The sequence below is a fragment of the Sphingopyxis sp. genome (assembly GCF_050725615.1).
In the GTDB taxonomy this organism is placed as follows: domain Bacteria; phylum Pseudomonadota; class Alphaproteobacteria; order Sphingomonadales; family Sphingomonadaceae; genus Sphingopyxis.
Genome location: NZ_JBOHHU010000032.1, coordinates 19,335 through 40,500 on the forward strand (window position 1 = coordinate 19,335; position 21,166 = coordinate 40,500).

26 protein-coding genes and 1 tRNA gene are annotated in these 21,166 nt (G+C 66.8%); 12 read left to right on the plus strand and 15 right to left on the minus strand.

The window, feature by feature from the left end; genetic code table 11:
• Positions 1 to 67: 67 nt before the first annotated feature.
• Entirely contained in the window at positions 68 to 1,612 is a 1,545-nt protein-coding gene (locus ACREB7_RS09560) for a class I adenylate-forming enzyme family protein (RefSeq protein ID WP_431592040.1), read from the minus strand.
• A 95-nt stretch (positions 1,613 to 1,707) separates the two neighbouring features.
• Between ACREB7_RS09560 and ACREB7_RS09565 the strand changes: the two genes are divergently transcribed.
• The 4 genes from ACREB7_RS09565 to ACREB7_RS09580 all read left to right on the plus strand — a co-directional run bounded on the left by ACREB7_RS09565 (position 1,708) and on the right by ACREB7_RS09580 (position 5,462).
• A complete protein-coding gene (locus ACREB7_RS09565) occupies positions 1,708 to 2,430 on the plus strand; it encodes a response regulator transcription factor (protein WP_431592041.1) in 723 nt (240 codons plus the stop codon).
• Between the two features lie 66 nt (positions 2,431 to 2,496).
• Positions 2,497 to 4,029 carry an acyl-CoA synthetase gene (locus ACREB7_RS09570; protein WP_431592042.1) on the plus strand — a complete coding sequence of 511 codons (1,533 nt, stop codon included), beginning with the start codon at positions 2,497 to 2,499 and terminating at the stop codon, positions 4,027 to 4,029.
• Between the two features lie 3 nt (positions 4,030 to 4,032).
• The gene (locus tag ACREB7_RS09575; protein ID WP_431592043.1) at positions 4,033 to 4,647 is read left to right on the plus strand and encodes a 2-hydroxychromene-2-carboxylate isomerase; all 615 of its coding nucleotides are present in this window, start codon (positions 4,033 to 4,035) and stop codon (positions 4,645 to 4,647) included.
• 11 nt (positions 4,648 to 4,658) lie between these two features.
• Entirely contained in the window at positions 4,659 to 5,462 is an 804-nt protein-coding gene (locus ACREB7_RS09580; RefSeq protein WP_431592044.1) for a crotonase/enoyl-CoA hydratase family protein, read from the plus strand.
• A gap of 125 nt (positions 5,463 to 5,587) precedes the next feature.
• Here the strand turns inward: ACREB7_RS09580 and ACREB7_RS09585 are convergent, their stop codons facing one another.
• From ACREB7_RS09585 to ACREB7_RS09610, 6 genes are read right to left on the minus strand one after another with little or no spacing between them, the layout of a single operon-like run.
• A complete protein-coding gene (locus tag ACREB7_RS09585; protein WP_431592045.1) occupies positions 5,588 to 6,277 on the minus strand; it encodes an ATP12 family chaperone protein in 690 nt (229 codons plus the stop codon).
• The gene (locus ACREB7_RS09590; RefSeq protein ID WP_431592046.1) at positions 6,274 to 6,510 is read right to left on the minus strand and encodes a hypothetical protein; all 237 of its coding nucleotides are present in this window, start codon (positions 6,508 to 6,510) and stop codon (positions 6,274 to 6,276) included. The genes ACREB7_RS09585 and ACREB7_RS09590 overlap by 4 nt, the downstream gene beginning before the upstream one ends.
• Complete coding sequence (locus tag ACREB7_RS09595) at positions 6,507 to 7,127, minus strand: FMN-binding negative transcriptional regulator (protein ID WP_431592047.1); 621 nt, start codon at positions 7,125 to 7,127, stop codon at positions 6,507 to 6,509. Before ACREB7_RS09595 ends, ACREB7_RS09590 begins: the two co-directional genes overlap by 4 nt.
• Positions 7,127 to 8,347 (minus strand): RluA family pseudouridine synthase, encoded by a 1,221-nt coding sequence (locus ACREB7_RS09600; protein ID WP_431592048.1) that lies wholly within the window; start codon positions 8,345 to 8,347, stop codon positions 7,127 to 7,129. Before ACREB7_RS09600 ends, ACREB7_RS09595 begins: the two co-directional genes overlap by 1 nt.
• Positions 8,344 to 8,721, minus strand: a complete 378-nt coding sequence (gene crcB / locus ACREB7_RS09605) for a fluoride efflux transporter CrcB (RefSeq protein WP_431592049.1) — start codon at positions 8,719 to 8,721, stop codon at positions 8,344 to 8,346. The genes ACREB7_RS09600 and crcB overlap by 4 nt, the downstream gene beginning before the upstream one ends.
• 46 nt (positions 8,722 to 8,767) lie before the next feature.
• Positions 8,768 to 9,355, minus strand: coding sequence for a thermonuclease family protein (locus ACREB7_RS09610; RefSeq protein WP_431592050.1), 588 nt, complete (start codon positions 9,353 to 9,355; stop codon positions 8,768 to 8,770).
• Positions 9,356 to 9,592: 237 nt separating this feature from the next.
• Here ACREB7_RS09610 and ACREB7_RS09615 point away from each other — a divergent pair, with 237 nt between their 5' ends.
• From ACREB7_RS09615 to ACREB7_RS09625, 3 genes are all read left to right on the plus strand, one after another.
• Complete coding sequence (locus ACREB7_RS09615) at positions 9,593 to 10,630, plus strand: MarR family transcriptional regulator (RefSeq protein WP_431592051.1); 1,038 nt, start codon at positions 9,593 to 9,595, stop codon at positions 10,628 to 10,630.
• 56 nt (positions 10,631 to 10,686) lie between these two features.
• A tRNA-Val gene (locus tag ACREB7_RS09620) sits at positions 10,687 to 10,762 on the plus strand.
• Between the two features lie 67 nt (positions 10,763 to 10,829).
• Positions 10,830 to 12,287: an amidohydrolase family protein gene (locus tag ACREB7_RS09625; RefSeq protein WP_431592052.1), complete on the plus strand. Its 1,458-nt coding sequence runs from the start codon at positions 10,830 to 10,832 to the stop codon at positions 12,285 to 12,287.
• On the opposite strand, the gene ACREB7_RS09630 is transcribed toward ACREB7_RS09625, so the two are convergent.
• Genes ACREB7_RS09630 through acnA form a run of 3 tightly spaced genes read right to left on the minus strand, consistent with a single transcriptional unit; the run spans position 12,284 to position 15,606 of the window.
• Positions 12,284 to 12,559 (minus strand): CBU_0592 family membrane protein, encoded by a 276-nt coding sequence (locus ACREB7_RS09630; protein WP_431592053.1) that lies wholly within the window; start codon positions 12,557 to 12,559, stop codon positions 12,284 to 12,286. The two genes, ACREB7_RS09625 and ACREB7_RS09630, sit on opposite strands and share 4 nt — an antisense overlap.
• Before the next feature lie 52 nt (positions 12,560 to 12,611).
• Positions 12,612 to 12,917: a ribosomal protein L7/L12 gene (locus ACREB7_RS09635; RefSeq protein WP_431592054.1), complete on the minus strand. Its 306-nt coding sequence runs from the start codon at positions 12,915 to 12,917 to the stop codon at positions 12,612 to 12,614.
• Positions 12,918 to 12,933: 16 nt separating this feature from the next.
• The gene (gene acnA / locus ACREB7_RS09640) at positions 12,934 to 15,606 is read right to left on the minus strand and encodes an aconitate hydratase AcnA (RefSeq protein ID WP_431592055.1); all 2,673 of its coding nucleotides are present in this window, start codon (positions 15,604 to 15,606) and stop codon (positions 12,934 to 12,936) included.
• A gap of 147 nt (positions 15,607 to 15,753) precedes the next feature.
• On the opposite strand from acnA, the gene ACREB7_RS09645 reads away from it, so the two are divergent.
• Positions 15,754 to 15,906 (plus strand): hypothetical protein, encoded by a 153-nt coding sequence (locus ACREB7_RS09645; RefSeq protein ID WP_431592056.1) that lies wholly within the window; start codon positions 15,754 to 15,756, stop codon positions 15,904 to 15,906.
• A 152-nt stretch (positions 15,907 to 16,058) separates the two neighbouring features.
• Here the strand turns inward: ACREB7_RS09645 and ACREB7_RS09650 are convergent, their stop codons facing one another.
• The 3 genes from ACREB7_RS09650 to ACREB7_RS09660 are packed head-to-tail and all read right to left on the minus strand — an operon-like array spanning position 16,059 to position 17,459.
• The gene (locus tag ACREB7_RS09650; protein WP_431592057.1) at positions 16,059 to 16,568 is read right to left on the minus strand and encodes a hypothetical protein; all 510 of its coding nucleotides are present in this window, start codon (positions 16,566 to 16,568) and stop codon (positions 16,059 to 16,061) included.
• Positions 16,569 to 16,614: 46 nt separating this feature from the next.
• Positions 16,615 to 16,935, minus strand: coding sequence for a hypothetical protein (locus ACREB7_RS09655; RefSeq protein ID WP_431592058.1), 321 nt, complete (start codon positions 16,933 to 16,935; stop codon positions 16,615 to 16,617).
• Entirely contained in the window at positions 16,932 to 17,459 is a 528-nt protein-coding gene (locus ACREB7_RS09660) for a DUF4142 domain-containing protein (protein ID WP_431592059.1), read from the minus strand. The genes ACREB7_RS09655 and ACREB7_RS09660 overlap by 4 nt, the downstream gene beginning before the upstream one ends.
• A gap of 117 nt (positions 17,460 to 17,576) precedes the next feature.
• On the opposite strand from ACREB7_RS09660, the gene folE reads away from it, so the two are divergent.
• The 4 genes from folE (at position 17,577) to ACREB7_RS09680 (ending at position 20,553) form a co-directional block, all read left to right on the plus strand.
• Entirely contained in the window at positions 17,577 to 18,233 is a 657-nt protein-coding gene (gene folE, locus ACREB7_RS09665; RefSeq protein ID WP_431592060.1) for a GTP cyclohydrolase I FolE, read from the plus strand.
• Entirely contained in the window at positions 18,230 to 18,913 is a 684-nt protein-coding gene (locus tag ACREB7_RS09670; RefSeq protein WP_431592061.1) for an RNA polymerase sigma factor, read from the plus strand. Before folE ends, ACREB7_RS09670 begins: the two co-directional genes overlap by 4 nt.
• Positions 18,914 to 19,238: 325 nt before the next feature.
• On the plus strand, positions 19,239 to 19,919 hold the full coding sequence (locus ACREB7_RS09675) for a hypothetical protein (protein ID WP_431592062.1): 681 nt from the start codon (positions 19,239 to 19,241) through the stop codon (positions 19,917 to 19,919).
• Positions 19,920 to 20,064: 145 nt separating this feature from the next.
• Positions 20,065 to 20,553 (plus strand): MarR family winged helix-turn-helix transcriptional regulator, encoded by a 489-nt coding sequence (locus ACREB7_RS09680; protein WP_431592063.1) that lies wholly within the window; start codon positions 20,065 to 20,067, stop codon positions 20,551 to 20,553.
• A 5-nt stretch (positions 20,554 to 20,558) separates the two neighbouring features.
• On the opposite strand, the gene ACREB7_RS09685 is transcribed toward ACREB7_RS09680, so the two are convergent.
• Positions 20,559 to 20,852, minus strand: coding sequence for a hypothetical protein (locus ACREB7_RS09685; RefSeq protein WP_431592064.1), 294 nt, complete (start codon positions 20,850 to 20,852; stop codon positions 20,559 to 20,561).
• 146 nt (positions 20,853 to 20,998) lie between these two features.
• Positions 20,999 to 21,154, minus strand: a complete 156-nt coding sequence (locus tag ACREB7_RS09690) for a hypothetical protein (protein ID WP_431592065.1) — start codon at positions 21,152 to 21,154, stop codon at positions 20,999 to 21,001.
• Between the last annotated feature and the right edge of the window lie 12 nt (positions 21,155 to 21,166).

The following is a 21,166-nucleotide window of genomic DNA, read 5'->3' on the forward strand; positions in this document are numbered from 1 at the left end:
GCAATCCAGAGCGTGCGTAAGCCGCCCTGGCTTGCTTCGCTTCGCTCGCAATGACGAAACGATGAAATCAGGCGGCAGGAGTTCCCGCAAATTTATCGCGCAGCTCGCGCTTCAACACCTTGCCGATCGGGCTGCGCGGCAGCTCGTCGACCATGGTGATGGCGCTGATCCGCTGGGTCTTGCCGACCTTGGCGTTGCAGTCGGCGCGCACGCTCTCCGCATCGGCGCCTTCCTTCAGCACCACGAACGCCACCGGCGTCTCGCCCCACTCCTCGCTCGGCATGCCGACGACCGCCGCCTCGACGACGCGCGCGTCGGCGAGCAATATGCCTTCGAGGTCGCTCGGGAAGATGTTGAAGCCGCCCGAGATGATCATGTCCTTGGCGCGGTCCATCAGCGTCAGGAAACCGTCCTCGTCGATGCGGCCGATATCGCCATGGCGATAGAAGAGGTTCCCGTCGGCATCGTACCAGTGCATCGCCTTGGTCGCGTCGGGGCGGTTGTTGTATCCGGTCATCATCGCCGGGCTGCGGCCGACGACCTCGCCGACCGACCCTTGCGGTAGTTCGTTGCCGTCTTCGTCGATCACTTTCGCGATATGGCCCGGCGCCGGGCGGCCGACGGTGTGCAGCTTGTCGGGGAATTGATGCGCTTCGAGGATGAAGGCGGCGCCGCCCTCGGTCATCCCGTAGATCTCGACGAGCCCGCCCGGCCAGCGCTGCAGCACATCGGCTTTCAGCGACGCCGCGAACGGCGCCGAGGTGCAATATTTCATCACGAAGCTGTCGAGGTCGAAGCGGTCGAAATCCTCGAGCGCCATGATCCGGCGATATTGCACCGGCACCAGCATGCAGTTGGTCGCGCGCTCGCGGCTCGCGAGTTCGAGGAAACCGCGCGCGTCGAATTTCTTCATCAGCACCGTCTGCCCGCCCGACCCGATCGTCGGCATGAAACTCGCCATCGTCGTGTTCGAATAGAGCGGGGTCGACAGGATCGTCACCGCGTTCGGACCATAAGCGGGGGCGCCGCGCTGGATATGCTGCCAGCGCATGGCATGGCTGTGGATGATGCCCTTGGGGGTGCCCGTGGTGCCCGAGGAATAGATGATGTTGAAGCCGTCTTCGGGCCGGATGTCGACCGGCGCAGGCGTCGCTCCCGCCAGCGCCAGCCAGGCGTCGAGCGGTGTGCCGACATCGCTGCCGTCCATCGCGACGCGGTCGCTCGCGGTCACCACATGGCCCTCCAGGCTCGCCGAGGCGGCGCTGTCGAGGAACAGGTGGCGCGCGCCGGTGTCGGCGATCATCGCCGCCATCTGCTCGCCCGTGGCGCTGTTGGTGATTAGTCCCGCAACCCCGCCGGCGCGCAGCGTGCCGAGGATGGCGGCCATCTGTTCGACGCTGTTCAGCCCGGCGATCGCGGTGCGGTCGCCCTTGGCAAAGCCGTCCTGCTGCAACCGCGCGGCAATGCGATCGACCAATGCGTCCAGTTCGGACCAGCTCAGCCGTCGCACCGGATCGGCGGCGGCTATGGCGTCGGGACGATCGGCGGCATGGGCGCGGATCAGGTCGGGCAGCGAGGCGAAATCGCCAGCGAGCAGGTCGGTCACGGTCATGGACGATTCGTTAGCACAGCCGGCGGTGCGTGCAACGGAGCGAAGCGAGCGATCGAAAAGGCGTCGGGGCGGGAGCGGGGCAGGGGGGAGGGGCGATGGAGCAAGGCGACGGCCGCGCCGCGACCGGCCCCCCGCCGCTTATCGGCGTCTGTCACGCGAACGAGGCGCGCGCTGATCGGCTCGGCCGCGCGCTCGTTTCGGCGGGATTTCGCACTGTATCGCTGCCGCCCCTGACCACCGGGACGCGGACGTGGCGCGACAGCTGCTTTGACGTGCTGGCTTTCGATCCGTTCGGCGATTCGCACGAACCCGCCGGTCTTGTCGGGCTGGCGCGCGCCATCGCGGCGCGGCGACCTTTGCTGGTCCTGTCCGATCGCGACAGTCGTACCGACCGGATGCTCGCGCTCGATGCCGGGGCCGACGACGCCGTCGGCTGGGCCGATGATCCCGCCGAGGTCGTCGCGCGCATCGCCGGCCTGCTGCGCCGCAGCCGGATGGCGGCGGGCCAGCTCGGCGACGGGGAATTGCGGATCGACCTGATCGACCGGCGCGTCGAGCGCGCGGGGCGGCTGATCCGCCTGCCGCTGCGCGAATTCGACCTGCTCGCGAATCTCGCGCGCGCGCCTGACCGGCCGGTATCGCGCAGCGCGCTGCTCAAGGCGGTGTGGCGGATCGACTTCGATCCCGGCACCAACCGCGTCGAGGTGCATATGTCGCGGCTGCGCGCCAAGGTCGACCATGGTTTTGGCTGGCCGATGCTCGCGACGGTCAAAGGCCGTGGTTATGCGCTTCGCTCGCGTCCCGACCTGCTCGCTTGACCAAAAGTTTCGGTTTGCTACGGGTTGGGGACATAAAGAAACCAATGCCCTGCTGGAGAGTCCCCGATGCACCCGTCCGTCCATGCCCGCACCCATCCCGACAAGCCCGCGATCATCGTCGCCGAAACGGGGGAGGCGATCAGCTATGCCGAACTCGACGCCGCGTCGAACCGGGTCGCGCAATTGTTCCGCGCGCATGGCCTGGGGCATGACGATGTCGTCGCTTTCATGCTCGACAACAGCCCGCATTATTATGGGCTGACCTGGGGGGCACAGCGCGCCGGGCTGCGCTATGTCTGCATTTCGTCGCGGCTGACGCAGGATGAGACCGACTATATCCTCGAAAATTCGGGCGCGAAATTGCTCGTCGTCTCGGCGAGCCTCGCCGAGGCCGCACAGGCGCTGACCACCGGGATCGGGCGCTTTTCGATGGGCGGCGCGATCCCCGGTTACAAAGGCTGGGAGGATGCCGTCGCGGCGATGCCCGCGACGCCGGTCGCCGACGAGCGCGCGGGCACCGACATGCTCTATTCGTCGGGCACCACCGGCCGCCCCAAGGGGGTGCGCGTGCCCTTGCCCGAGGATCCCGCGATCGACGCGACCAACAGTCTCGTCATGCTCGCCTCGGCGGTGTTCCAGATCAACGCCGACAGCATCTATCTCTCGCCCGCGCCGCTCTATCACGCCGCGCCCCTGCGCTGGTCGATGACGATCCATCGCCTCGGCGGCACCGTCGTGCTGATGAAGAAATTCGACCCCGAAGCGGCACTGTCGTTCATCGAAAAATACCGGGTGAACGCGAGCCAATGGGTGCCGACCCATTTCGTGCGGATGCTCAAATTGCCCGACGACGTGCGCAGCCGCTACGACGTCTCGTCGATGAAGGTCGCGATCCACGCCGCCGCGCCCTGTCCGGTCCCGGTCAAGCAGGCGATGATCGACTGGTGGGGGCCGGTGCTGTTCGAATATTATGCGGGGTCGGAGGGGAACGGCATGACCTTCATCTCCAGCGCCGACTGGCTGGCGCACAAGGGCAGCGTCGGCCGCCCGATCCTCGGCGCGGTGCACATCATGGGCGAGGATAATGAAACCGAACTTGGCGCGAACGAGGAAGGCTGCGTTTTCTTTGAAAGCGAAAATGTCTTTGAATATCATGGTGATGATGAAAAGACCGCATCGAGCCGCAACTCGAAAGGCTGGTCGACCCTTGGCGATGTGGGCAAAGTTGATGAAGATGGCTTCCTCTACCTCACCGACCGCAAGAGCTTTATGATCATCACCGGCGGGGTGAATGTCTATCCGCAGGAAATCGAAAATCACCTCGTCACCCACCCGAAGGTCGCCGACGTCGCGGTGGTCGGCGGCCCGCACGATGATTTCGGCGAGGAGGTGATCGCGGTGATCCAGCCCGCTGACATGGCCGACGCGACCGATGCCTTCCGCGATGAACTGATCGGCTATGCGCGCGAGAAATTGTCGGGGGTCAAAATCCCGCGCCGCATCGATTTCATGGAAGCGCTGCCGCGTCACGACACCGGCAAGCTCTACAAGCGCCTGCTGCGCGACCAATATTGGGCCAAGGCAAAGGCCGAGGCCTGAACCATGGCCGCGCGCGTCGAATTCTTCTTTGACCTCTCTTCGCCCTGGACATGCCTGGCTTTCCACAATCTGCCTGCGGTTCTGGAGCGCAGCGGGGCCAGCGCCGTGTATCGCCCGATCCTCGTCGGCGGGGTGTTCAACGCGGTGAATCCGGCCGTTTATGCGGCGCGCGAACAGGTCGACAACCGGCGGCTCCTGCATAGCTGGAAGGTGCTGCAGGACTGGGCGCGGCTCGCCGATGTGCCGATGAACTTCCCCTCGCAATGGCATCCCGCAAAAAGCATCGCGGCGATGCGCTTCTGTTGCGCGCTCGAGGAGGATCAGGCGGCGCTGGTGCGCTTTGCGCGCGCGGCCTTCGCCAGCTATTTCGATCGGCAGGAAAATCTCGACGACCCGGCGGTACTCGCGACCGTGGCCGATGCCGAGGGGCTCGACGGCGCGGCGCTTGCAGCGGCGGCGACCAGCGATCCGGTCAAGGCGCGGCTGCGGACCAATACCGAGGAACTGATCGCGCGCGGCGGCTACGGATCTCCGTCGCTGTTCGTCGATGGCGACGATATGTATTTCGGCAACGACCAATTGCCGCTCGTCGAAGCGGCCCTGACCCGTCAAGTTTAGAGGATTCTCCCATGAAAGACCGGATTACGATCACCATGCTCGAAGGCGGCATCGCCGATGTCCGGCTGATCCGCACCGACAAGATGAACGCGCTCGACGCGGCGATGTGGGCGGCGCTGAGCGAGGCGATCGACGAATTGAAGGCGAAGGCCGGGCTGCGCGTCGTCGTGCTGTCGGGCGAAGGCCGCGCCTTTTGCGCCGGTCTCGACCTGTCGAGCCTCAGCAACGATCGCGATCCCGGCGCGAGCAGCGCGGGCGGGACGCTGTCCGACCGGACCAAGGGAATTTCCAACAACGCCCAATATGCGGCCTGGGGCTGGCGCGAACTGCCGGTGCCGGTGATCGCGGCGGTGCACGGCGTCGCCTTTGGCGCGGGCAGCCAGATCATGGCGGCGGCGGACATCCGCATTGTTCACCCCGACACGCGCATCGCGATCATGGAAATGCGTTGGGGTCTGGTCCCCGATGTCGCGGGCATGGCATTGTGGCGCACCCAAGTCGCCGACGATGTGCTCCGCGAGCTTGTTTATACCAACCGCGAATTCAACGGGTCGGAAGCGAAATTGCTCGGCTTCGCGACGCATGTCTCGGATGATCCGCTGGCGAAGGCGATGGACCTGGCGCAGGTGATCGCGAACAAGAATCCCCATGCGATCCGCGGTGCCAAGCGTCTCTGCAACATGCTGGCCGACGCGAGCGACGCCGAGATTCTGCAGGCCGAAAGCGACGAGCAGGTCAAGGTGATCCGCACGCCCAACCAGGTCGAGGCGGTGATGGCGGGTATGGAAAAGCGGGTTCCGAATTTCGCGGACTAAGCGCCGCGCCGCGCCGCCTTCTCATTCTCCGTTCGTGTCGAGCGAAGTCGAGATGCCCATAGGTCGTGCATGCCTTAGGGGTGTCTCGACTTCGCTCGACACGAATGGGTTGAGGGGCAGGCGCTTTAGATCAGGCTCAAAAACCGCGCCGCATTGTCCCAATCGGCCTGCTTCTTCTCGCGCGCCGCCGTCGCCAGATCGTCGGCGCCCCAGCGGCGTTCTTGATAGAGCTCGTCGAGGCTGACCGCCTGCCACAGCGCGCCGCCATCGTTGGCGCCCTCGATGAGCGCCAGCCCCGCGACGAGCGACCCGCCGATCGTGACCAGCGGGGTCAGCGCGGTCATGCGCCATGGGTCGAGCGCCAGCACCGCCGCGCGCAGCGCGGCGACCGTCGCGGGCGGCTGGTCGATCGGCAAGATGCCCTGGGTGATCTCGAACTCGATTCCGAAGCGCGTCTCCGCCCAGGCGAGCAGGGGGTTCCACGCGGCCGCCTGCTCGGCCTGCAGCAGCGGGTCGCGGTCGTCGCGATAACAGAGCAGGTCGGTGGCGGCATAAGCGGCGACGGGTTCGGCAAAGGCGGCCGGATCGGGCGTCGCCAGATCGATCGCCGCGTTCGTCAGCCCGGTCATTGGCATCGCCGCCGGGTCGATCGCCTCGCCCTGCGCCTGCCACTCGGCGGCGATCGCCTGGGCGAGTGCGGGGTTCTTTACGGCGAGCGCGGCGCGCTGCGGCGTTCGTACCGGACGCCCGTCGAGCGCGATGCCCCAGCCGCCGTCGATTTCAACGACGCTCGTGTCTTTCCAGAACCGCTTCACAGCTCCCTGGGACTCCGCCAGCGCCGCGCGAGCAGCATCGGGAAGACCGCAAAATCGAAGGCGCCCATCAGCACCACCGCGACGCCGATATAGCGGTCGGTCGGCTGGCCCATGATCGCCCATTCCCCTGCGATCAGGACGAATCCCGCCATCACGAAAAAGGCGCCGATAATGCGCATCAGGTTGATCGCGAAATAGCGTTTTTTGGCGAGCGCCTCGTCGGCGGGGGTCATCGTCTTTCTCCTCGGCCAGCGAGCTGGTCCATCAAATGGGCGAGCGCGCCATGGCCCTGCGCCTTGAGCGCGTCGATCACGCGCGTGCGCTCGTCGGCCGGCTTGTTCTGCGACAGCTTGATCGTCGGGCGCCACGCGGTGATCGTCAGCTCAAAGCCGGTGATCGCATCGGCCAGCTTGCCGAAAATCGCGGGGCTCATCTTGGCGCGGGTCCAGGGCGGGTCGATGCCGCTCCGCGCTTCATGGGTTTCCGACAGCGTATCGAGTTGCGCGACCAGCGCCTCGCGGTCGAGCTTGCGGGCCACTCCCTCCATCTCGACCGCGACATAATTCCAGGTCGGGACCTGGTCGGCGGCGGCATACCAGTTCGCGCTGACATAGGCGTCGGGACCCTGCACCACCACGAGCGCCGCCGCGCCGTCGAGATGCTTCGTCAGGCCGTTGCCGCGCGACAGGTGGAATTGCAGCGTGCGGTTGTCGGCGCCGAGCACCACCGGCGCATGGGCGGCGCGCGGGCCATCGGGGGTGCCCGCAAAGATCGCGGCGAAACCGATCTCGCGTACCAGCAGCGCGGCGAGGTCGTCGTCCTTGGGCCGAAAGGCGGGATCGGGATGCATCAGCCGGGTTTCGCGGGCCGCGCCGGATGTTTCCTGGCGGTCGGCTTTTTGCCGGTGGGCTTGGGCCCTGCGGGTTTGCCGGATTTCGCCTTGGTCTTGGGTTTCGGCTTGCCGACGAAGTCGGTGGGCTTGCCCTCGGCGGTGCGCCCGCGCCTCTCGCCGCGCCGCGCCTTGCGGATCTGCTTGCTGTGTGCCTTGGCCTGCGCCTTCAGCGCCGCCTTCGGCGGCGGCCCCTTTTGCTGCGCGTCGATGCCGATATCGCCCAGCAGCGTGTCGAAACCCAGCGCGTCGATCGTCGCCGCGAAATGGTCGGGAACCTCGGCGCTGATATCGATCGCGCCGCCGTCGGGATGGTCGATGCGCAGCCGGCGGCTGTGCAAATGCATCTTGCGGCTGATCGCTCCGGTCAGGAAGGCGCCTTTGCCGCCATATTTGCCGTCGCCGACGATCGGATGGCCGATCGCCGCCATATGGACGCGCAGTTGGTGGGTGCGCCCGGTCAGCGGCTGCAGCTCGACCCACGCGGCGCTGTTGCCGGCGCGTTCGATGACACGGTAGCGCGTCTTCGACGGCAGGCCGTCGTCATGGACGTGCATTTTCTCGCCGCCCGATCCGGGCTGCTTGGCGAGCGGAAGATCGATCTCGCCCTGCTGGATGTCGGGGACCCCGACGATGATCGCCCAATAGGTCTTCTTCGCACTGCGGTTCGAGAAGCTTTTGGCGAAATAGGCGGCCGCCTTGGGCGTGCGCGCGATCAGCAGGGCGCCCGACGTGTCCTTGTCGAGCCGGTGGACGAGTTTCGGCCGTACCGGCCCGTCAAATTTCAGCGCGTCGAGCAGGCCGTCGACATGCTGCTCGGTCTTCGTCCCGCCTTGTGTCGCAAGCCCTGGCTCCTTGTTCAGCACGATAGCGCTCGCGTCGCGGTGGATCATCATCCCCGTCGCCAGCTCGATATCGGCGTCGGTCAGCGCGCGGCCCTTGCGCGCCGGGCGCGCTGCAGTCTCGACCGGCGGCGTCGGCATGACCAGCGTCTGCCCGGTCGCGATCCGGTCCGACACATCGGCCTTCCTGCCGTCGAGGGTCAGCTGCCCCGAGCGCGCCCAGCGTGCGAGCAGGGCATGCGGCGTGCCTTCCCGGTGGCGCTTGAACCAGCGGTCGAGCCGGATGCCGTCATCCTCCTCGGCGATCGTCGCCCCGTCCATTTTTATTTTGTCGCTCATGCTGGCACCTGTCGCATAACGAGCAGGCCGATTCCGCAGGCGGCGACCGCGCCGACCACCGAGACGAGAACGTAGGAAAAGGCCTGTGTCGCCTGGCCGCGCTCGAACAGGGTCCAGAACTCCAGGCTGAACGCCGAGAAGGTCGTGAAGCCGCCGAGCAGGCCGACGCCGATAAAGAGGCGCACCGTCTCGGTCCCCCCGCTCCGCGTGAGCCAGCCGATCAGCAGGCCCATCAACAGGCTGCCGACGATATTGATCGACAGCGTTCCCCAAGGGAAGCCGGGACCGAGGCGCGCGAGTATCGCGCCGCCGACAAGGTGCCGCGCGCCGGCGCCGATGGCGCCGCCGATCATCACAGGAAAAAGGCCGTTCATCCGCCCGCCCTAGCCGCAAAAGCGCGCGGCGGAAAGCCGTGCATCGTCAGCGGTCGGCGGCGGGCGCGCCGACGAGGGTCGCGGCGCGTTCGTGCGCTGCGCGCCAGTCGACCGGGCGGTCGAAATCGCCCCGCCAGATCCCGCGGCGCGCCAGTTGTGCTTCGCCCTCTTCCGGCAGGTGGGCGTCGTCGGTGGCGACCGCCCAGCCCTGGCGGATCATCTCGGCCGACAGGTCGACGCCATCGGGCTCGGGCCGTGTGCGGCAGGCGGCGAGCGTGCGGCCATATTTGTCCTTCGCCGTCAGCGCGCAAAACAGCGGGCCGCGCCCCGCGAGCTTGGCGAGCGCGGTGCGGGCTTCGTGACCGCAAGCCCAGCGGCTGCCGTCGGCGCGGGCGCAATCCTGCCGATACTCGACCGCATCGAGCCCGATCAGGCGGACGGTGAGCGCGGCGCTGTCCTGAGTCACGATCAGGCTGTCGCCATCGATGACATGGACGAGCGGTACGGCCTCGGTCGGCGCCGGCTGTGCGAACCAGACCGCCAATATCATCGCGGCGAGCAGCAGCAGGGCAGCCAGCGAGCGCAGCCGCCGTCGCCAGCGCAGGCGGGTGGAGAGGGAGAGGCGGAACAGCATCTTATTGCGAACCGTGCGAGGAGGAAGCCGAACTGGCAAGCGCGAATAGGGGATTGACGAGAAGAACAAAACATGTCCAAAATGGAGGCAATTCCACCCGCTTGGTCGCGACCAGCACTGTCTGCTTTTCGTCAGTGTCCGGATCGGCGGCACTTTGGAACGAACAAAAGGTGAATGTCGCCATATTGACGACATAAGGACGCCAGGGTGGAGATACGGCAAGGAAAGGGCGGCGCGATGGAACCTGTGATCGATCCGAACGCGCGGGGTTCGGCTTTGGCGCCCCCGCGCTTCGACCAAAATGGACCGTCGGCCGGACCGTCGCGATGGGCGGCCGCGAACGATGCTCCGGCGGCGGTGCTTTTCGTGGGGGCGCGGGCGATCGGCGCCGAACTGACGCGCACCGGCCGGGCGCGTGTGATCGATCATATTCCGCCGGCGCGCGTGGCGGCGCATCTGCGCACCATGGCCTTGCCCGATATCGTCTGGTTGATGGATGCCGAAACGATCGACATCGAAACGCTGACCGAAATTTGCGATGCCGCGATCGTGATGGAATGCGGCCTGGTGTGCGAAACATCGCTCGGCACGCTCGATCGGGTCGCCGCGATGGTTCCGGCGTCGATCCGCACCGAATGGCTGGTCGATGCCGACGCCGCCGATCGGCTGGTCGCGCTGGCGGCGGCGTCGCGTTCGCAAGGCGCGGCGGTCCACGATGTGGCGCGTGACGAGGCGATGGAGCGGATCGACCGGTTGCAGGACGAGGTCGCGCGCATCGCGCGGCTGCTCGGCGATCTGTCGGGCCAGCGCGGTCTCGCCGGCACCCCGCCGGCTTTCGCGCCGCAGGGCGGGGATGTTGGCGACCCCGGGGGTCAGGTTCGTTCGCCGGTACGCGACTATGCCGCCGGACCGCGCAGCTTCGAACCCGAGGAACGCACGGTGCATCGCCAGCGCGCAAAGGCGGTACGCCGGATGCTGCGCCAGCGCCGGATGCGCGAGCAATATTTCCCCGCCGACCTGTTTGCCGATCCGGCGTGGGACATGCTGCTCGACCTCTATGCCGCAAGGCTGGAACGTCAGCCAGTCTCGGTATCAAGCCTCTGCATCGCCGCCGCCGTGCCGGCGACGACCGCGCTACGCTGGATCAAGACGATGACCGATGCGGGGCTTTTCCTCCGCGAAGCCGATCCGCACGATGGCCGCCGCATCTTCATCGGCCTCGCCGAAGCGGCGTTCGATGCGCTGGCGCGCTATTTCGAGGCGCTCGAGGAATGAGGCCCGAGCTTGCCCCGGCCGCGAAGCTGTGGCAGGGGCGCGCTTCTTCCGAAAGGGGGCGCTTAGCTCAGTTGGTAGAGCATCTCGTTTACACCGAGAGGGTCGGCGGTTCGAGCCCGTCAGCGCCCACCACTTCTCCGGCCTTGTTGCGATTGTCACGGCGGCGCTAAAGGGATTCGCCTGTCACGAGGGATTCCCGATGAAACGTCTGCTTTCCGTCATTGCCACCGCCCTGCTTGCTATCGCGACCCCCGTGCTCGCTGCGCCGAAGCAGGGCGACGTCGTCATCCGCCACGTCACGCTGATCGATGTCGAGGCGGCGAAGACCGTCATCGACCAGGCCGTGGTGCTGCGCGGCGGCGATATCGTTGCGGTTGGGCCGGATGGCGCCATCGCGCGCGGCTGGCGGGCGAAGCAGTCGATCGCGGGCGAAGGCAAATATCTGATCCCGGGCCTGTGGGACATGCATGTCCATTTCGGCGGTGGCCCTGACCTGATTGCCGAAAATGAAGCGCTCTTCCCGCTCTATGTCGCGAACGGCATTACCACGATCCGCGACTGCTCGGGCGACCTCGCCGACCAGGTGCTTGCCTGGCGGAGCGCGATCGCGGGTGGCACGCTGTTCGGCCCGCGCCTGCTCACCTCGGGCGAGAAGATCGAGGGGATCGCGCCCTTGTGGAAGGGCACGATCGAGGTCGGGAGTGAAGCCGATGTTGATGCGGCGCTCGACCGGTTGAAGAACCGCGATCATGTCGATTTCGTCAAGATCACCGACAGCACGTTGAAACCCGAACTCTTTCTCTACGCGCTGAAACAGGCGAAGGCGCTGGGCATGCGGACCTCGGGTCATATCCCGATGGCGCTGACGACGGGGCAGGCGGTCGATGCGGGGATCAGTTCGATCGAGCATCTCGACTATGCCTATAACGCCGGAGCGAAGGACGAGGCGGCAATCGCGGCCGATTTCGCTGCGGGCCGGATCGACCGCGCAGAAGCGAACCGTCGCCTCGACGCCGGCTTCGACCGCGACACTGCGATGGCCGCCTATCGCCGCTTTGCGAGCCAGGGTGTCTCGGTTACCCCGACGCTCAACGGCAGCCGGATCATCGCCTATCTCGACCGCGACGATCACAGCAAGGATGCCGGGCTGGCCTATATCGGGCCGAAGCTGCGCAAAACCTATGAGTGGCGCGTCGAGCGCGCGGCGAAGGCCGATGCCGCCGCGATTGCGGCGCGGCACAAGCAGATCGAGGATATCGGCGCGATCCTGCCGATGCTCGCCGAAGCGGGGGTGCCGATCATCGCGGGGACTGACGCGGGTTTCCTCAACAGCTTCAACTATCCGGGTTTCGGGTTGCACGACGAACTCGCGCTGTTCGTCGAAAAGGGGCTCACTCCGGCGCAGGCGCTCGCCTCGGCAACGCGTGCGGGACCCGCATGGTTCGGCTGGCTCGACCGTTATGGCGCGATCAAGCCGGGCATGGCAGCGGATCTGGTGCTCCTGGATCGTAATCCGCTGGAAGATATCGCGGCGACGCGCGCGATCGATGCGGTGGTGATGCGCGGGATCGTCCATGATCGCGCGGCGCTCGACAAAATGCTCGCCGATACGCGCGCCAAGGTCGCGGCCTGGGATGCCGAGGTGGCGAAGCCCTAGGGCGTCGCCGATCGCGCCGCAGCGCGGGCGCGCCAGACGCTCCACAAAGTGAACAGCCCCATCGCTGCCCAGATGACGTTGAGCACCGCCGAGGGCAGCGCGCCATTATAGCCCGAGTTGATGACGAAGCCCCCCGCGCCGATCACGTTCATCCACTGATAGGCATAGCCGCGCGGTTCGAGCCGGCCGAGCGACAGCAGGATATAGGCGGCGAGGATGAGCGCGGCCGCTGCCCAGCCGATGGCTTCGATGCCGATATTGAACATGCTCATATCCTGCCCCTTTGTGGCGGTCCTGCGGTCCACCGATAGCGGGGGACGATGGTCAGCGCATGTCCCGTTCGAGTGCTTCGACCGCATCCTTGGCTTCGGCGAGGCCGAGCCCGGTCTTTTCGCGCATCAGTTTGATCGCCTCGATCTTGCGGTTCTGGCGGATGAGGTCGAGGATGTCCTCGTCGCCGATCCGCTCGTCGCCGACACGGACCATTGGTCGCATTTCGGGCGTGCGCGGCGCTGCGCGTGGCGGTGGGGCGGTGAGGTCGCGCCGGTCGCCCTGGCCCTTGCGGATCAGGAACAAGGTGAGCGCGACCCCGAGCAGCAGGCCGAGGACGAAGGGGATCAAGACGCCCATCGTCCCCGCCTAGTCCTTAAGCGGCCAGCTTGCGCAGCACATAGTGCAGGATGCCGCCGTTCATATAATATTCGACCTCGTTCGCGGTATCGATGCGGCAGAGCGTGTCGAAGGCGAAGGTCGAGCCGTCGGGGCGGGTGACAGTCACCGTGACGGTCTGGCGCGGCTTGAGGTCTGCAACGCCGGTGATGGTGAAAATGTCGTCGCCGGTCAGGCCCAGCGTCTCGCGGCTCTGCCCTTCGAGGAATTGCAGCGGCAGCACGCCCATGCCGACGAGGTTCGAGCGGTGGATGCGCTCGAAGCTTTCGACGATCACCGCGCGGACGCCGAGCAGGTTGGTGCCCTTCGCCGCCCAGTCGCGCGACGAGCCGGTGCCATATTCCTTGCCCGCGATGACAACGAGCGGGGTGCCGTCGGCCTTGTGGCGCATCGCGGCGTCGTAGATCGGCATGACCTCGGCGCCGTAGCGCGACATGCCGCCTTCGATGCCGGGGACCATTTCATTTTTGATGCGGATGTTGGCGAAGGTGCCGCGCATCATCACGTCGTGGTGGCCGCGGCGGGCGCCGTAGCTGTTGAAGTCGGCCTTGCTAACCTGATGTTCCATAAGCCATTTTCCGGCCGGCGAGTCCGCCTTGATGCTGCCGGCGGGGCTGATGTGGTCGGTCGTGATGCTGTCGCCGAGGATCGCGAGCGGCTTCGCGCCGACGATATCCGACACCGGCGCCGGGGTCATCGACATGCCCTCGAAGTACGGCGGGTTCGCCACATAGGTCGATCCGGCGCGCCACTGGTACGTATCCGAACCCTCGACCTCGATCTTCTGCCAATGCTCGTCGCCCTTGTAGACATGGGCATAGCGCGCAACGAACATGTCGCGGTCGACCGCGCCCGCCATCGTGTCGGCGACTTCCTGGTTGGTCGGCCAGATGTCCTTGAGGAACACGTCGTTGCCCGACTGGTCCTGCCCGATCGGCGTGGTCGTGAAATCCTCGATCACCGTGCCCTTGAGCGCATAGGCGACGACGAGCGGCGGCGAGGCGAGGAAGTTGGCGCGCACGTCGGGCGACACGCGGCCTTCGAAGTTGCGGTTGCCCGAGATGACCGCCGCGGCGACCAGGCCGTTCTCGTTGATCGCCTTCGAGATCGGCTCGGCGAGCGGACCCGAATTGCCGATGCAGGTGGTGCAGCCATAACCGACGAGGTTGAAGCCGATATTGTCGAGATGCGATTGCAGCCCGGCCTTTTCCAGATAGTCGGTGACGACTTGCGACCCCGGAGCGAGCGAGGTCTTGACCCACGGCTTGGGCTTGAGGCCGAAGGCGTCGGCCTTTTTCGCGACGAGGCCGGCGGCGATCAGCACGCCGGGGTTCGAGGTGTTGGTGCAGCTGGTGATTGCGGCGATGGTGACGTCGCCGTCGCCGATGTCGAAATCCTTGCCCTCGACCGGCACGCGCGTCTGCGCCTTTTTATAGGTGTTGACCATGTCGGCGTTGAACACATCGTCGACCTCGGGGAGCGAAACGCGGTCTTGCGGGCGCTTGGGCCCCGCGAGCGACGGCACGACGGTGGCGAGGTCGAGTTCGAGCGTTTCGGTGAACACCGGGTCGGCGGCGCCCTCGACGATCCACAGCCCCTGCGCCTTGGCATAGGCCTCGACCAGCGCGATATTCTCTTCGCTGCGGCCGGTCAGGCGCATATAATCGAGCGTCTTGTCGTCGACGCCGAAGAAGCCGCAGGTCGCGCCATATTCGGGCGCCATATTGGCGAGCGTCGCGCGGTCGGCGAGCGACAGCGAGGCGAGGCCGGGGCCGAAATATTCGACGAAGCGGCCGACGACGCCTTTGGCGCGCAGCATCTGCGTCGCGGTGAGCACGAGGTCGGTCGCGGTGACGCCTTCCTTCAGCGCGCCGGTGAACTTGAAGCCGACGACTTCGGGGATGAGCATCGACACGGGCTGGCCGAGCATGGCCGCTTCGGCCTCGATCCCGCCGACGCCCCAGCCGAGCACGCCGAGGCCGTTGATCATCGTCGTGTGGCTGTCGGTGCCGACGCAGGTGTCGGGGTAAGCGACGGTTTCACCCGACGCGTCGTCGCTCGACCACACCGCCTGCGCGATATGCTCCAGATTGACCTGGTGGCAGATGCCGGTGCCCGGGGGAACCGCCTTGAAGTTCGACAGCGACTTCGACCCCCATTTCAGGAAGTCGTACCGCTCGCCGTTGCGATAATATTCGATCTCGACATTCTGCTCGAACGCCTTGGGGTGGCCAAATTCGTCGACCATGACCGAGTGGTCGATGACGAGGTGGACGGGGACGAGCGGGTTGATCTTGGTCGTGTCGCCGCCGAGCTTGGCGATCGCATCGCGCATCGCGGCGAGGTCGACGACGCAGGGAACGCCCGTGAAATCCTGCAGCAGCACGCGCGCCGGGCGATACTGGATTTCCTGGTTCGAATGCGGGTCCTTCTGCCAGTCGACCAGCGCCTTCACATCATCGGTCGACACGGTGAAGCCGCCATCCTCGAAACGCAGCAGGTTTTCGAGCAGCACCTTCATCGAGAAGGGCAGGCGCGACACGTCGCCGAGCTTCGCCGCGGCCTTGTCGAGCGAATAGTAGGCGTATTTCTTGCCGCCGACGTCGAGCGTCGAGCGGGTTCCAAGCGTGTCGTTGCCGGTGGTCGTCATGGTGCAGCAGTCCCCTGTTGTGCGCGGCGGGGAAATGACGACCGAAGCCCGATCGGGAGAGCGGGGCAAACGGGAGTCGCGCGCGCGGTTTTTGTTGGGGACGCCTTACGCCGGGGGTGGGGAATTGCAAGGGGGTGGGGGAGGTTGGTGCGCGCGGCGGTGGCGGCTTATGGCAAAGGCGGCGATTTCGCCGACCATCTCCATTTGGTCGCGGCGAAGGGCGTCGAGGCGTTTGTGACGTTCGATCAGCGCGTGGAGGTGAACGATGCGATCGGGGTGAGGGTCGAAATCGCCGGTTGAGACTGCCGATTTGGGATCGTTGCACCTGTCGCCGTAATTCCCACCGTGATTCCCCGTGGAGCCCATTCCATTTGATCCCCTGAAATCCGCAGCCAAAGCACGCTCCGCGCTGCAAGGGCGGAGCGCGCATGGATATCGATTTCGGGCGATGCCTAATTATTGTTGCATTCGCCGGGCGTGCACGAATCCGGATCCCCCGCACCATCGATCGCGACGAGCAGCCCCACACCGGCCGCGGCGACAAGGCCAACCAGAGCGAGGGCGACGGTTCCGCCGTCTGACAGATTGTTGCGGCTTCGTGTCGGCGTCCTTCCGTAGGGGGCGTAGCGCGACGGGGTCAGGCGCAGGCCCGCGAGCGATAATTGCGGCGTCGGGTCGTCGTCGCGGAAACCGAATTCCAATCCGTCGCCGATGCGCCAGGCGGGGCTCCGGAGATCGGCGCCGCTGCCGAGCAGCATCGGCGCGACCGTCAGGCCGGCGCGGATCGTCGGGTCTTCGGCGCTGTTTCCCCCCAGCGAAAGGCGAAGCCGCGCGCCAACGAAGCCGCCGGTCGACACCGGACCGGCGCCGGTCATGTGCAGGGCGGGATCGGCGGTCTGCGCGTGGAGCGGCAGAGCGAAGGACGTGATGGCGAGCAATGCTGCAAATATTCTCATGGTCATAATAGCCTGTTGTTGTGGCGCGTCGATTTCCTCAAATGGACCGGTCTTATCGCCGGACCGTCAGCACCCCGGTCATCCCCGGGTGATAGACGCAGTAATAGGCGATCGCCCCGGCGCGCTTGAGCACCACGCGTCCGCTTTTTCCCGCCGGCAGGTCGACGTTGAAGCTGCCGTCGCGGGCCGTCGCGGTGTGGCGGAACATGTCCCGGTTGACCCACAGGATCGTGTCGCCGACGCGCGCGCCCGGCGGTACGGCTCCGAATTTCATCTTGTCGACGACGATGGTGTGGACTTTCGGGGCGGGAGCCGCGCCGCCGAGCAGCGGCGCGGCAACCATCGCGAAGGCGCAAAGCAGCGCGCGTGTCACTGGAGGCCCGCGGCCAGATGTTCGGCATGCGCCTGATGCTCGCCGAACAGCGTCAGCCCGGTTTCGAGCAGCGATTTGAGTTCGCCGTTCGTCGCCGACGGGATCAGCAGGTCGCGCAGCGCGCCGTTGACCGTGGCGTGATAGGCGACCTCGTTTGCGACATAGGCGCGATCGAAGGCGGCGCCTTCGAGCCTGGCGAGTTCGGCGTGCTTCTGCGCCGCCTGTGCCGAGAGCGCGGTGCTGGTGGGGTTGGCTTCCGGCTTGACGCCGAGCTTGCCGACGAGCGCAAGCGCCTTGTCGTTCACCGCAGCATGATCGCGCACCATTTCTTCGGCGAAGGCGCGCACCGCGGGGTCGTGCGACTTTGCGAGCGCCTGTTTGCCCGCGTCGATGTCGATCTGTCCCGCCGTATAGGCGATATGCGCGATCTGGGCGTCGTTCGGCCTGGCCGAGTCGTGCGACAGCGCCGGGCCGCTGATGGTCAGCGCCGCCGCGGCGCCGAGCCAGAGGAATGTCTTTCGCATCATCGATCTCCTTTTTCGAATGCGGCCATTGGATGGCGCGGCCGGATAAAGGTTCCCGGGAACCTGAAGCGCCGTGCGGCATCCAATGGGCATCACAATCCGGAGATGCGAATGGACATGTACGACGCCGCCCCCGAGCCGGCGGCAATTGAAACCGGCGAGAGTTCGGCGCAGGCGCGGGTGCGCCCCGGGAGAGCCGAGATCGAGGCGGCGGTTCGCACCCTGATCGCGGCGACGGGTGATGATCCCGCGCGGGAAGGGGTGTTGGAGACGCCGGCACGGGTGGCGCGCGCCTATCGCGAATGGTTCGCCGGCTATGCGATGGACCCCGGTTCCCTGCTCAGCCGGACCTTTGGCGAGGCCGAGGGCTATGACGAAACCATCCTGCTCCGTTCGATCCCGCTCGTTTCCACCTGCGAGCATCATCTTGCGCCGATCACCGGGGTGGCGCATGTTGGGTACCGCCCCCGCGATCGCGTGGTCGGCATCTCGAAACTGTCGCGGCTGGTCGATGCCTATGCCCGCCGGCTGCAATTGCAGGAGCGCCTGACGCGCCAGATCGCCCATGCACTCGACGACGCATTGCAGCCTCGCGGCGTCGCGGTGATCATCGAGGCGGCGCATGGTTGCATGTCGACGCGCGGCGTGCGGCAGCATGGCGTGTCGCTCGTCACCCAATGCTGGTTGGGCGAGTTCGGCGACAAGGAAGGGCTGCGCCGCGAATTGCTCGGTTCGCTGCCGCGCCGTGGCAGCGAATGGGGAGGCGAGGGATGACGGCGCAGACATGGCGCGACGCTTCGGGGCTTTCCGACCTCGAACTTGCGGCGCGGATCGCCGTTCGCGACCGCGAGGCGGTGCGGATCGTGACCGAACGCAACAACCAGCGGCTGTTTCGCGTCGCCTGGAGCGTCCTCAAGGAACGGGAGGAAGCCGAGGATGTCGTGCAGAGCACCTATATGCGCGGCTTTGAAGCGATCGACAGCTTTGCCGGGCGTTCTTCGCTGTCGACCTGGCTGACGCGGATCGCGATCAACGAGGCGCTGGGCCGCGCCCGGGCGACGGCGCGCCGGCGGAAACGGCTCGACGCGACGTCGGTCGTCGACCTCAACGCATATCGGGATCATTTGATGCGCGGATCGATGCAAGGGGGAAAGCCCGACGCGGAACTGGCCCGGGGCCAGATCCGCGAGACGCTGGAGGCGGCCATCGCGCAGCTTCCCATCGAGTTTCGCACGGCATTCGTGCTGCGCGAAATCGAAGCGATGTCGGTCGAGGAAACGGCGGCCCTGCTCGACATCGCGCCGACGACGGTCAAGACGCGCTGCCTGCGCGCCCGGCGGCGGTTGCAGCAATTGCTGGCACCCGAACTCCGGTCGGCGCTCACCGGCAGCTTTCCCTTTGCCGGGGCCGATTGCAGCGCGATGACCGAGCGGGTCCTTGCCGGCTGGTGTTGAGGCAAGCGGCGAGACCGGCGCGACGACGGTTTTGAAAGGTCCGCTTTTTCCGCTTTCCTAAATTATCCAAATAGGTTCAAAATGATTCCGATTCATTCCAGGTGATTCGGGAGATGGAGCTATGGGGCGTAAGGTGGCGCGGGTTTCGCAGGGGAAATCGGTTGTGGTTTCGGGCAGTGGTGGGGGACATGCCCACCCCGCTGCGACTAACGAGCAAGCTCGTAAGTCTCGTGGTCGGAGCCACGGGTCTCCGACCACCCCCTCCCGCTTGCGGGAGGGGAGCAGGGCGAACGCCGGCGCTGGGGCGACGGACGCCAATCCCTTCATGCCTGGCCTGCGTATCCGCGAAGACGGGTGGACGGTGGCGCGGACGCGGGTGTTTTTGGCGACGCTCGCGCAGACGGGGTGCGTGGCCGATGCGGCGCGGATCGCCGGGGTCAGCACGACATCGGTCAATCGCTCGCGGCGGCTGTTCCCGCCCTTCGATGCGGCGTGCGTCGAAGCCTTGGCGAACGCGCTGCGCGGGCTGGAGGCGGTGGCGTATCAGCGCGCGGTCGTGGGGCGCGAGACGGTGATCTTTCGCGGCGGCAAAGAGTATGAGCGGCGGATCGCGCCGTCGGACAATCTGCTGCGGCTGCTGATCCGGCGCGGCGACCTGTCGGGCGCGCTGGGGCGGGCGCTGAGCCCCGCCGAGGCCGAGGCGTTCGTCCTGCCCGAGGCGGTGCGCCACCGCTTTATCGACCGCGCCGAATATGAAAGCGGGATCAGGTTCGAGCGCGGGGTAAAGCAGCAGCGCCATATCGCGACGCAGGAGGAGACCGACGCCGTCCTCATCCACAAGATCCGGATGGTCAAAAAGATGCGCGCGGCGCGCGGACCCGAGCATCCTTGCTGCGCGGCGTGCGGGCAGAAGATGCCGCTGACCGAGGCCGAGATGGACGCGATGGAGGCCGAATGGGAGGCCGGGGCGGAGCGCAAGCGCCTGCCGCCGCCGGGTGCGGCTTGAGGCGCGGCGGTGCTTGCGCCCGCGTCTGGCGGGGTCCCCTTCGCGCCCGTGATGCGAAGCCGATAAGCCGCCATGGCCGTCGGCGCGCTTTCCCTTGCCCCGCGCGCGGCTTGTCGGCAACAGGGGCCGGCGGGGAGGAGTGCGTGTGACCGGCAGCGACGACATCATCGACGACAGGACGCTGGGCATCCGGATCATGAAGCTCTCGCGCGTGCTGCGGCTGCGCTTCGACCGGCGCGCGGCGGGAGTCGGGCTGACCAGCGCGCAGTGGCGGACGATCGCCAGCGTGCGGCGCTTTCCCGGCGCGACCCAGCGCGAGATCGCGGCGCTGCTCGAGGTCGGCGAGGTGACGGTGGGGCGCTCGATCGACAAGCTGGTCGAGGCGGGCTGGCTCGAACGCCGCGCCGACCCCGCCGACCGGCGCGCGTACCGCATCCACCTGACCGACGCGATCGGGCCGGTGACCGGTGCGCTGACGCGGCTGGGGATCGAGGAGGAGGCGGTCGCGCTGGCGGGCTTCAGCGCCGAGGAACATGCGACGCTGCTCGCGATGCTCGAACGCATCGCGGCGAACCTGGGCGGCGACATCGACCCCGCGAGCGCGACCTGCGCGGCGGGCGGGGGCGACGCCTAGCGCGGTTATTTCTGCCGGAGCGCTTCGCTCTTGGTCAGCGTGGTGACGAGCTTGCCGTCGACGATGCTGAGCGTGCTCGCCGGGATGCGCACGGTCTGGCGGTTGACGATCGCGAGGATATTGCCCGACGGCTGGACCTTGTAGACCTGACCGACGATGCGGGCGCCGCTGTCGCGCAGCACTTCGCCTTCCCTGGGCGCGCGATCGAGCGTGGCGGCGGCTTCGGCGGGGGCGGTTTCGATCGCGAGCGCGGGGGTGGCCGCAGCGGCGAGCAGGGCGAGGGAGACGAACAGACGCATGGCGTGATCCTTTGACGACTATATACTAAGCTATATTAGTATATGCCAGATTAGTGTGCAATGCACAAAAATCGTCGATCGCGAAAGCGCGGCTTGGGACGGGGCCTGGGAGTGCGACGGGGGACGGGGACGGGGGCGGCGCGGCGTCAGGCGCCGTTGGCGGCGCGGGATGCGGGCACGGGGGCCGGGGTGAAGGCGCGAACGCGGTCGCGGCCCGCGCGCTTGGCTTCGTAGAGCGCCTGATCGGCGTCGCGCATCAGGCGTGACAGGCCGGCGCCGGGGGCGCTGACCGCGAGGCCGATGCTGGCGGTCGG

Bases quoted from the DNA above. Each gene is read 5' to 3' on its own strand.
- ACREB7_RS09560 (WP_431592040.1), bottom strand. From the start codon at position 1,612: ATGACCGTGACCGACCTGCTCGCTGGCGATTTCGCCTCGCTGCCCGAC.
- ACREB7_RS09565 (WP_431592041.1), top strand. From the start codon at position 1,708: ATGGAGCAAGGCGACGGCCGCGCCGCGACCGGCCCCCCGCCGCTTATC.
- ACREB7_RS09570 (WP_431592042.1), top strand. From the start codon at position 2,497: ATGCACCCGTCCGTCCATGCCCGCACCCATCCCGACAAGCCCGCGATC.
- ACREB7_RS09575 (WP_431592043.1), top strand. From the start codon at position 4,033: ATGGCCGCGCGCGTCGAATTCTTCTTTGACCTCTCTTCGCCCTGGACA.
- ACREB7_RS09580 (WP_431592044.1), top strand. From the start codon at position 4,659: ATGAAAGACCGGATTACGATCACCATGCTCGAAGGCGGCATCGCCGAT.
- ACREB7_RS09590 (WP_431592046.1), bottom strand. From the start codon at position 6,510: ATGACCCCCGCCGACGAGGCGCTCGCCAAAAAACGCTATTTCGCGATC.
- ACREB7_RS09595 (WP_431592047.1), bottom strand. From the start codon at position 7,127: ATGCATCCCGATCCCGCCTTTCGGCCCAAGGACGACGACCTCGCCGCG.
- ACREB7_RS09600 (WP_431592048.1), bottom strand. From the start codon at position 8,347: ATGAGCGACAAAATAAAAATGGACGGGGCGACGATCGCCGAGGAGGAT.
- crcB (WP_431592049.1), bottom strand. From the start codon at position 8,721: ATGAACGGCCTTTTTCCTGTGATGATCGGCGGCGCCATCGGCGCCGGC.
- ACREB7_RS09610 (WP_431592050.1), bottom strand. From the start codon at position 9,355: ATGCTGTTCCGCCTCTCCCTCTCCACCCGCCTGCGCTGGCGACGGCGG.
- ACREB7_RS09615 (WP_431592051.1), top strand. From the start codon at position 9,593: ATGGAACCTGTGATCGATCCGAACGCGCGGGGTTCGGCTTTGGCGCCC.
- ACREB7_RS09625 (WP_431592052.1), top strand. From the start codon at position 10,830: ATGAAACGTCTGCTTTCCGTCATTGCCACCGCCCTGCTTGCTATCGCG.
- ACREB7_RS09630 (WP_431592053.1), bottom strand. From the start codon at position 12,559: ATGAGCATGTTCAATATCGGCATCGAAGCCATCGGCTGGGCAGCGGCC.
- ACREB7_RS09635 (WP_431592054.1), bottom strand. From the start codon at position 12,917: ATGGGCGTCTTGATCCCCTTCGTCCTCGGCCTGCTGCTCGGGGTCGCG.
- acnA (WP_431592055.1), bottom strand. From the start codon at position 15,606: ATGACGACCACCGGCAACGACACGCTTGGAACCCGCTCGACGCTCGAC.
- ACREB7_RS09650 (WP_431592057.1), bottom strand. From the start codon at position 16,568: ATGACCATGAGAATATTTGCAGCATTGCTCGCCATCACGTCCTTCGCT.
- ACREB7_RS09660 (WP_431592059.1), bottom strand. From the start codon at position 17,459: ATGCGAAAGACATTCCTCTGGCTCGGCGCCGCGGCGGCGCTGACCATC.
- folE (WP_431592060.1), top strand. From the start codon at position 17,577: ATGTACGACGCCGCCCCCGAGCCGGCGGCAATTGAAACCGGCGAGAGT.
- ACREB7_RS09670 (WP_431592061.1), top strand. From the start codon at position 18,230: ATGACGGCGCAGACATGGCGCGACGCTTCGGGGCTTTCCGACCTCGAA.
- ACREB7_RS09675 (WP_431592062.1), top strand. From the start codon at position 19,239: ATGCCTGGCCTGCGTATCCGCGAAGACGGGTGGACGGTGGCGCGGACG.
- ACREB7_RS09685 (WP_431592064.1), bottom strand. From the start codon at position 20,852: ATGCGTCTGTTCGTCTCCCTCGCCCTGCTCGCCGCTGCGGCCACCCCC.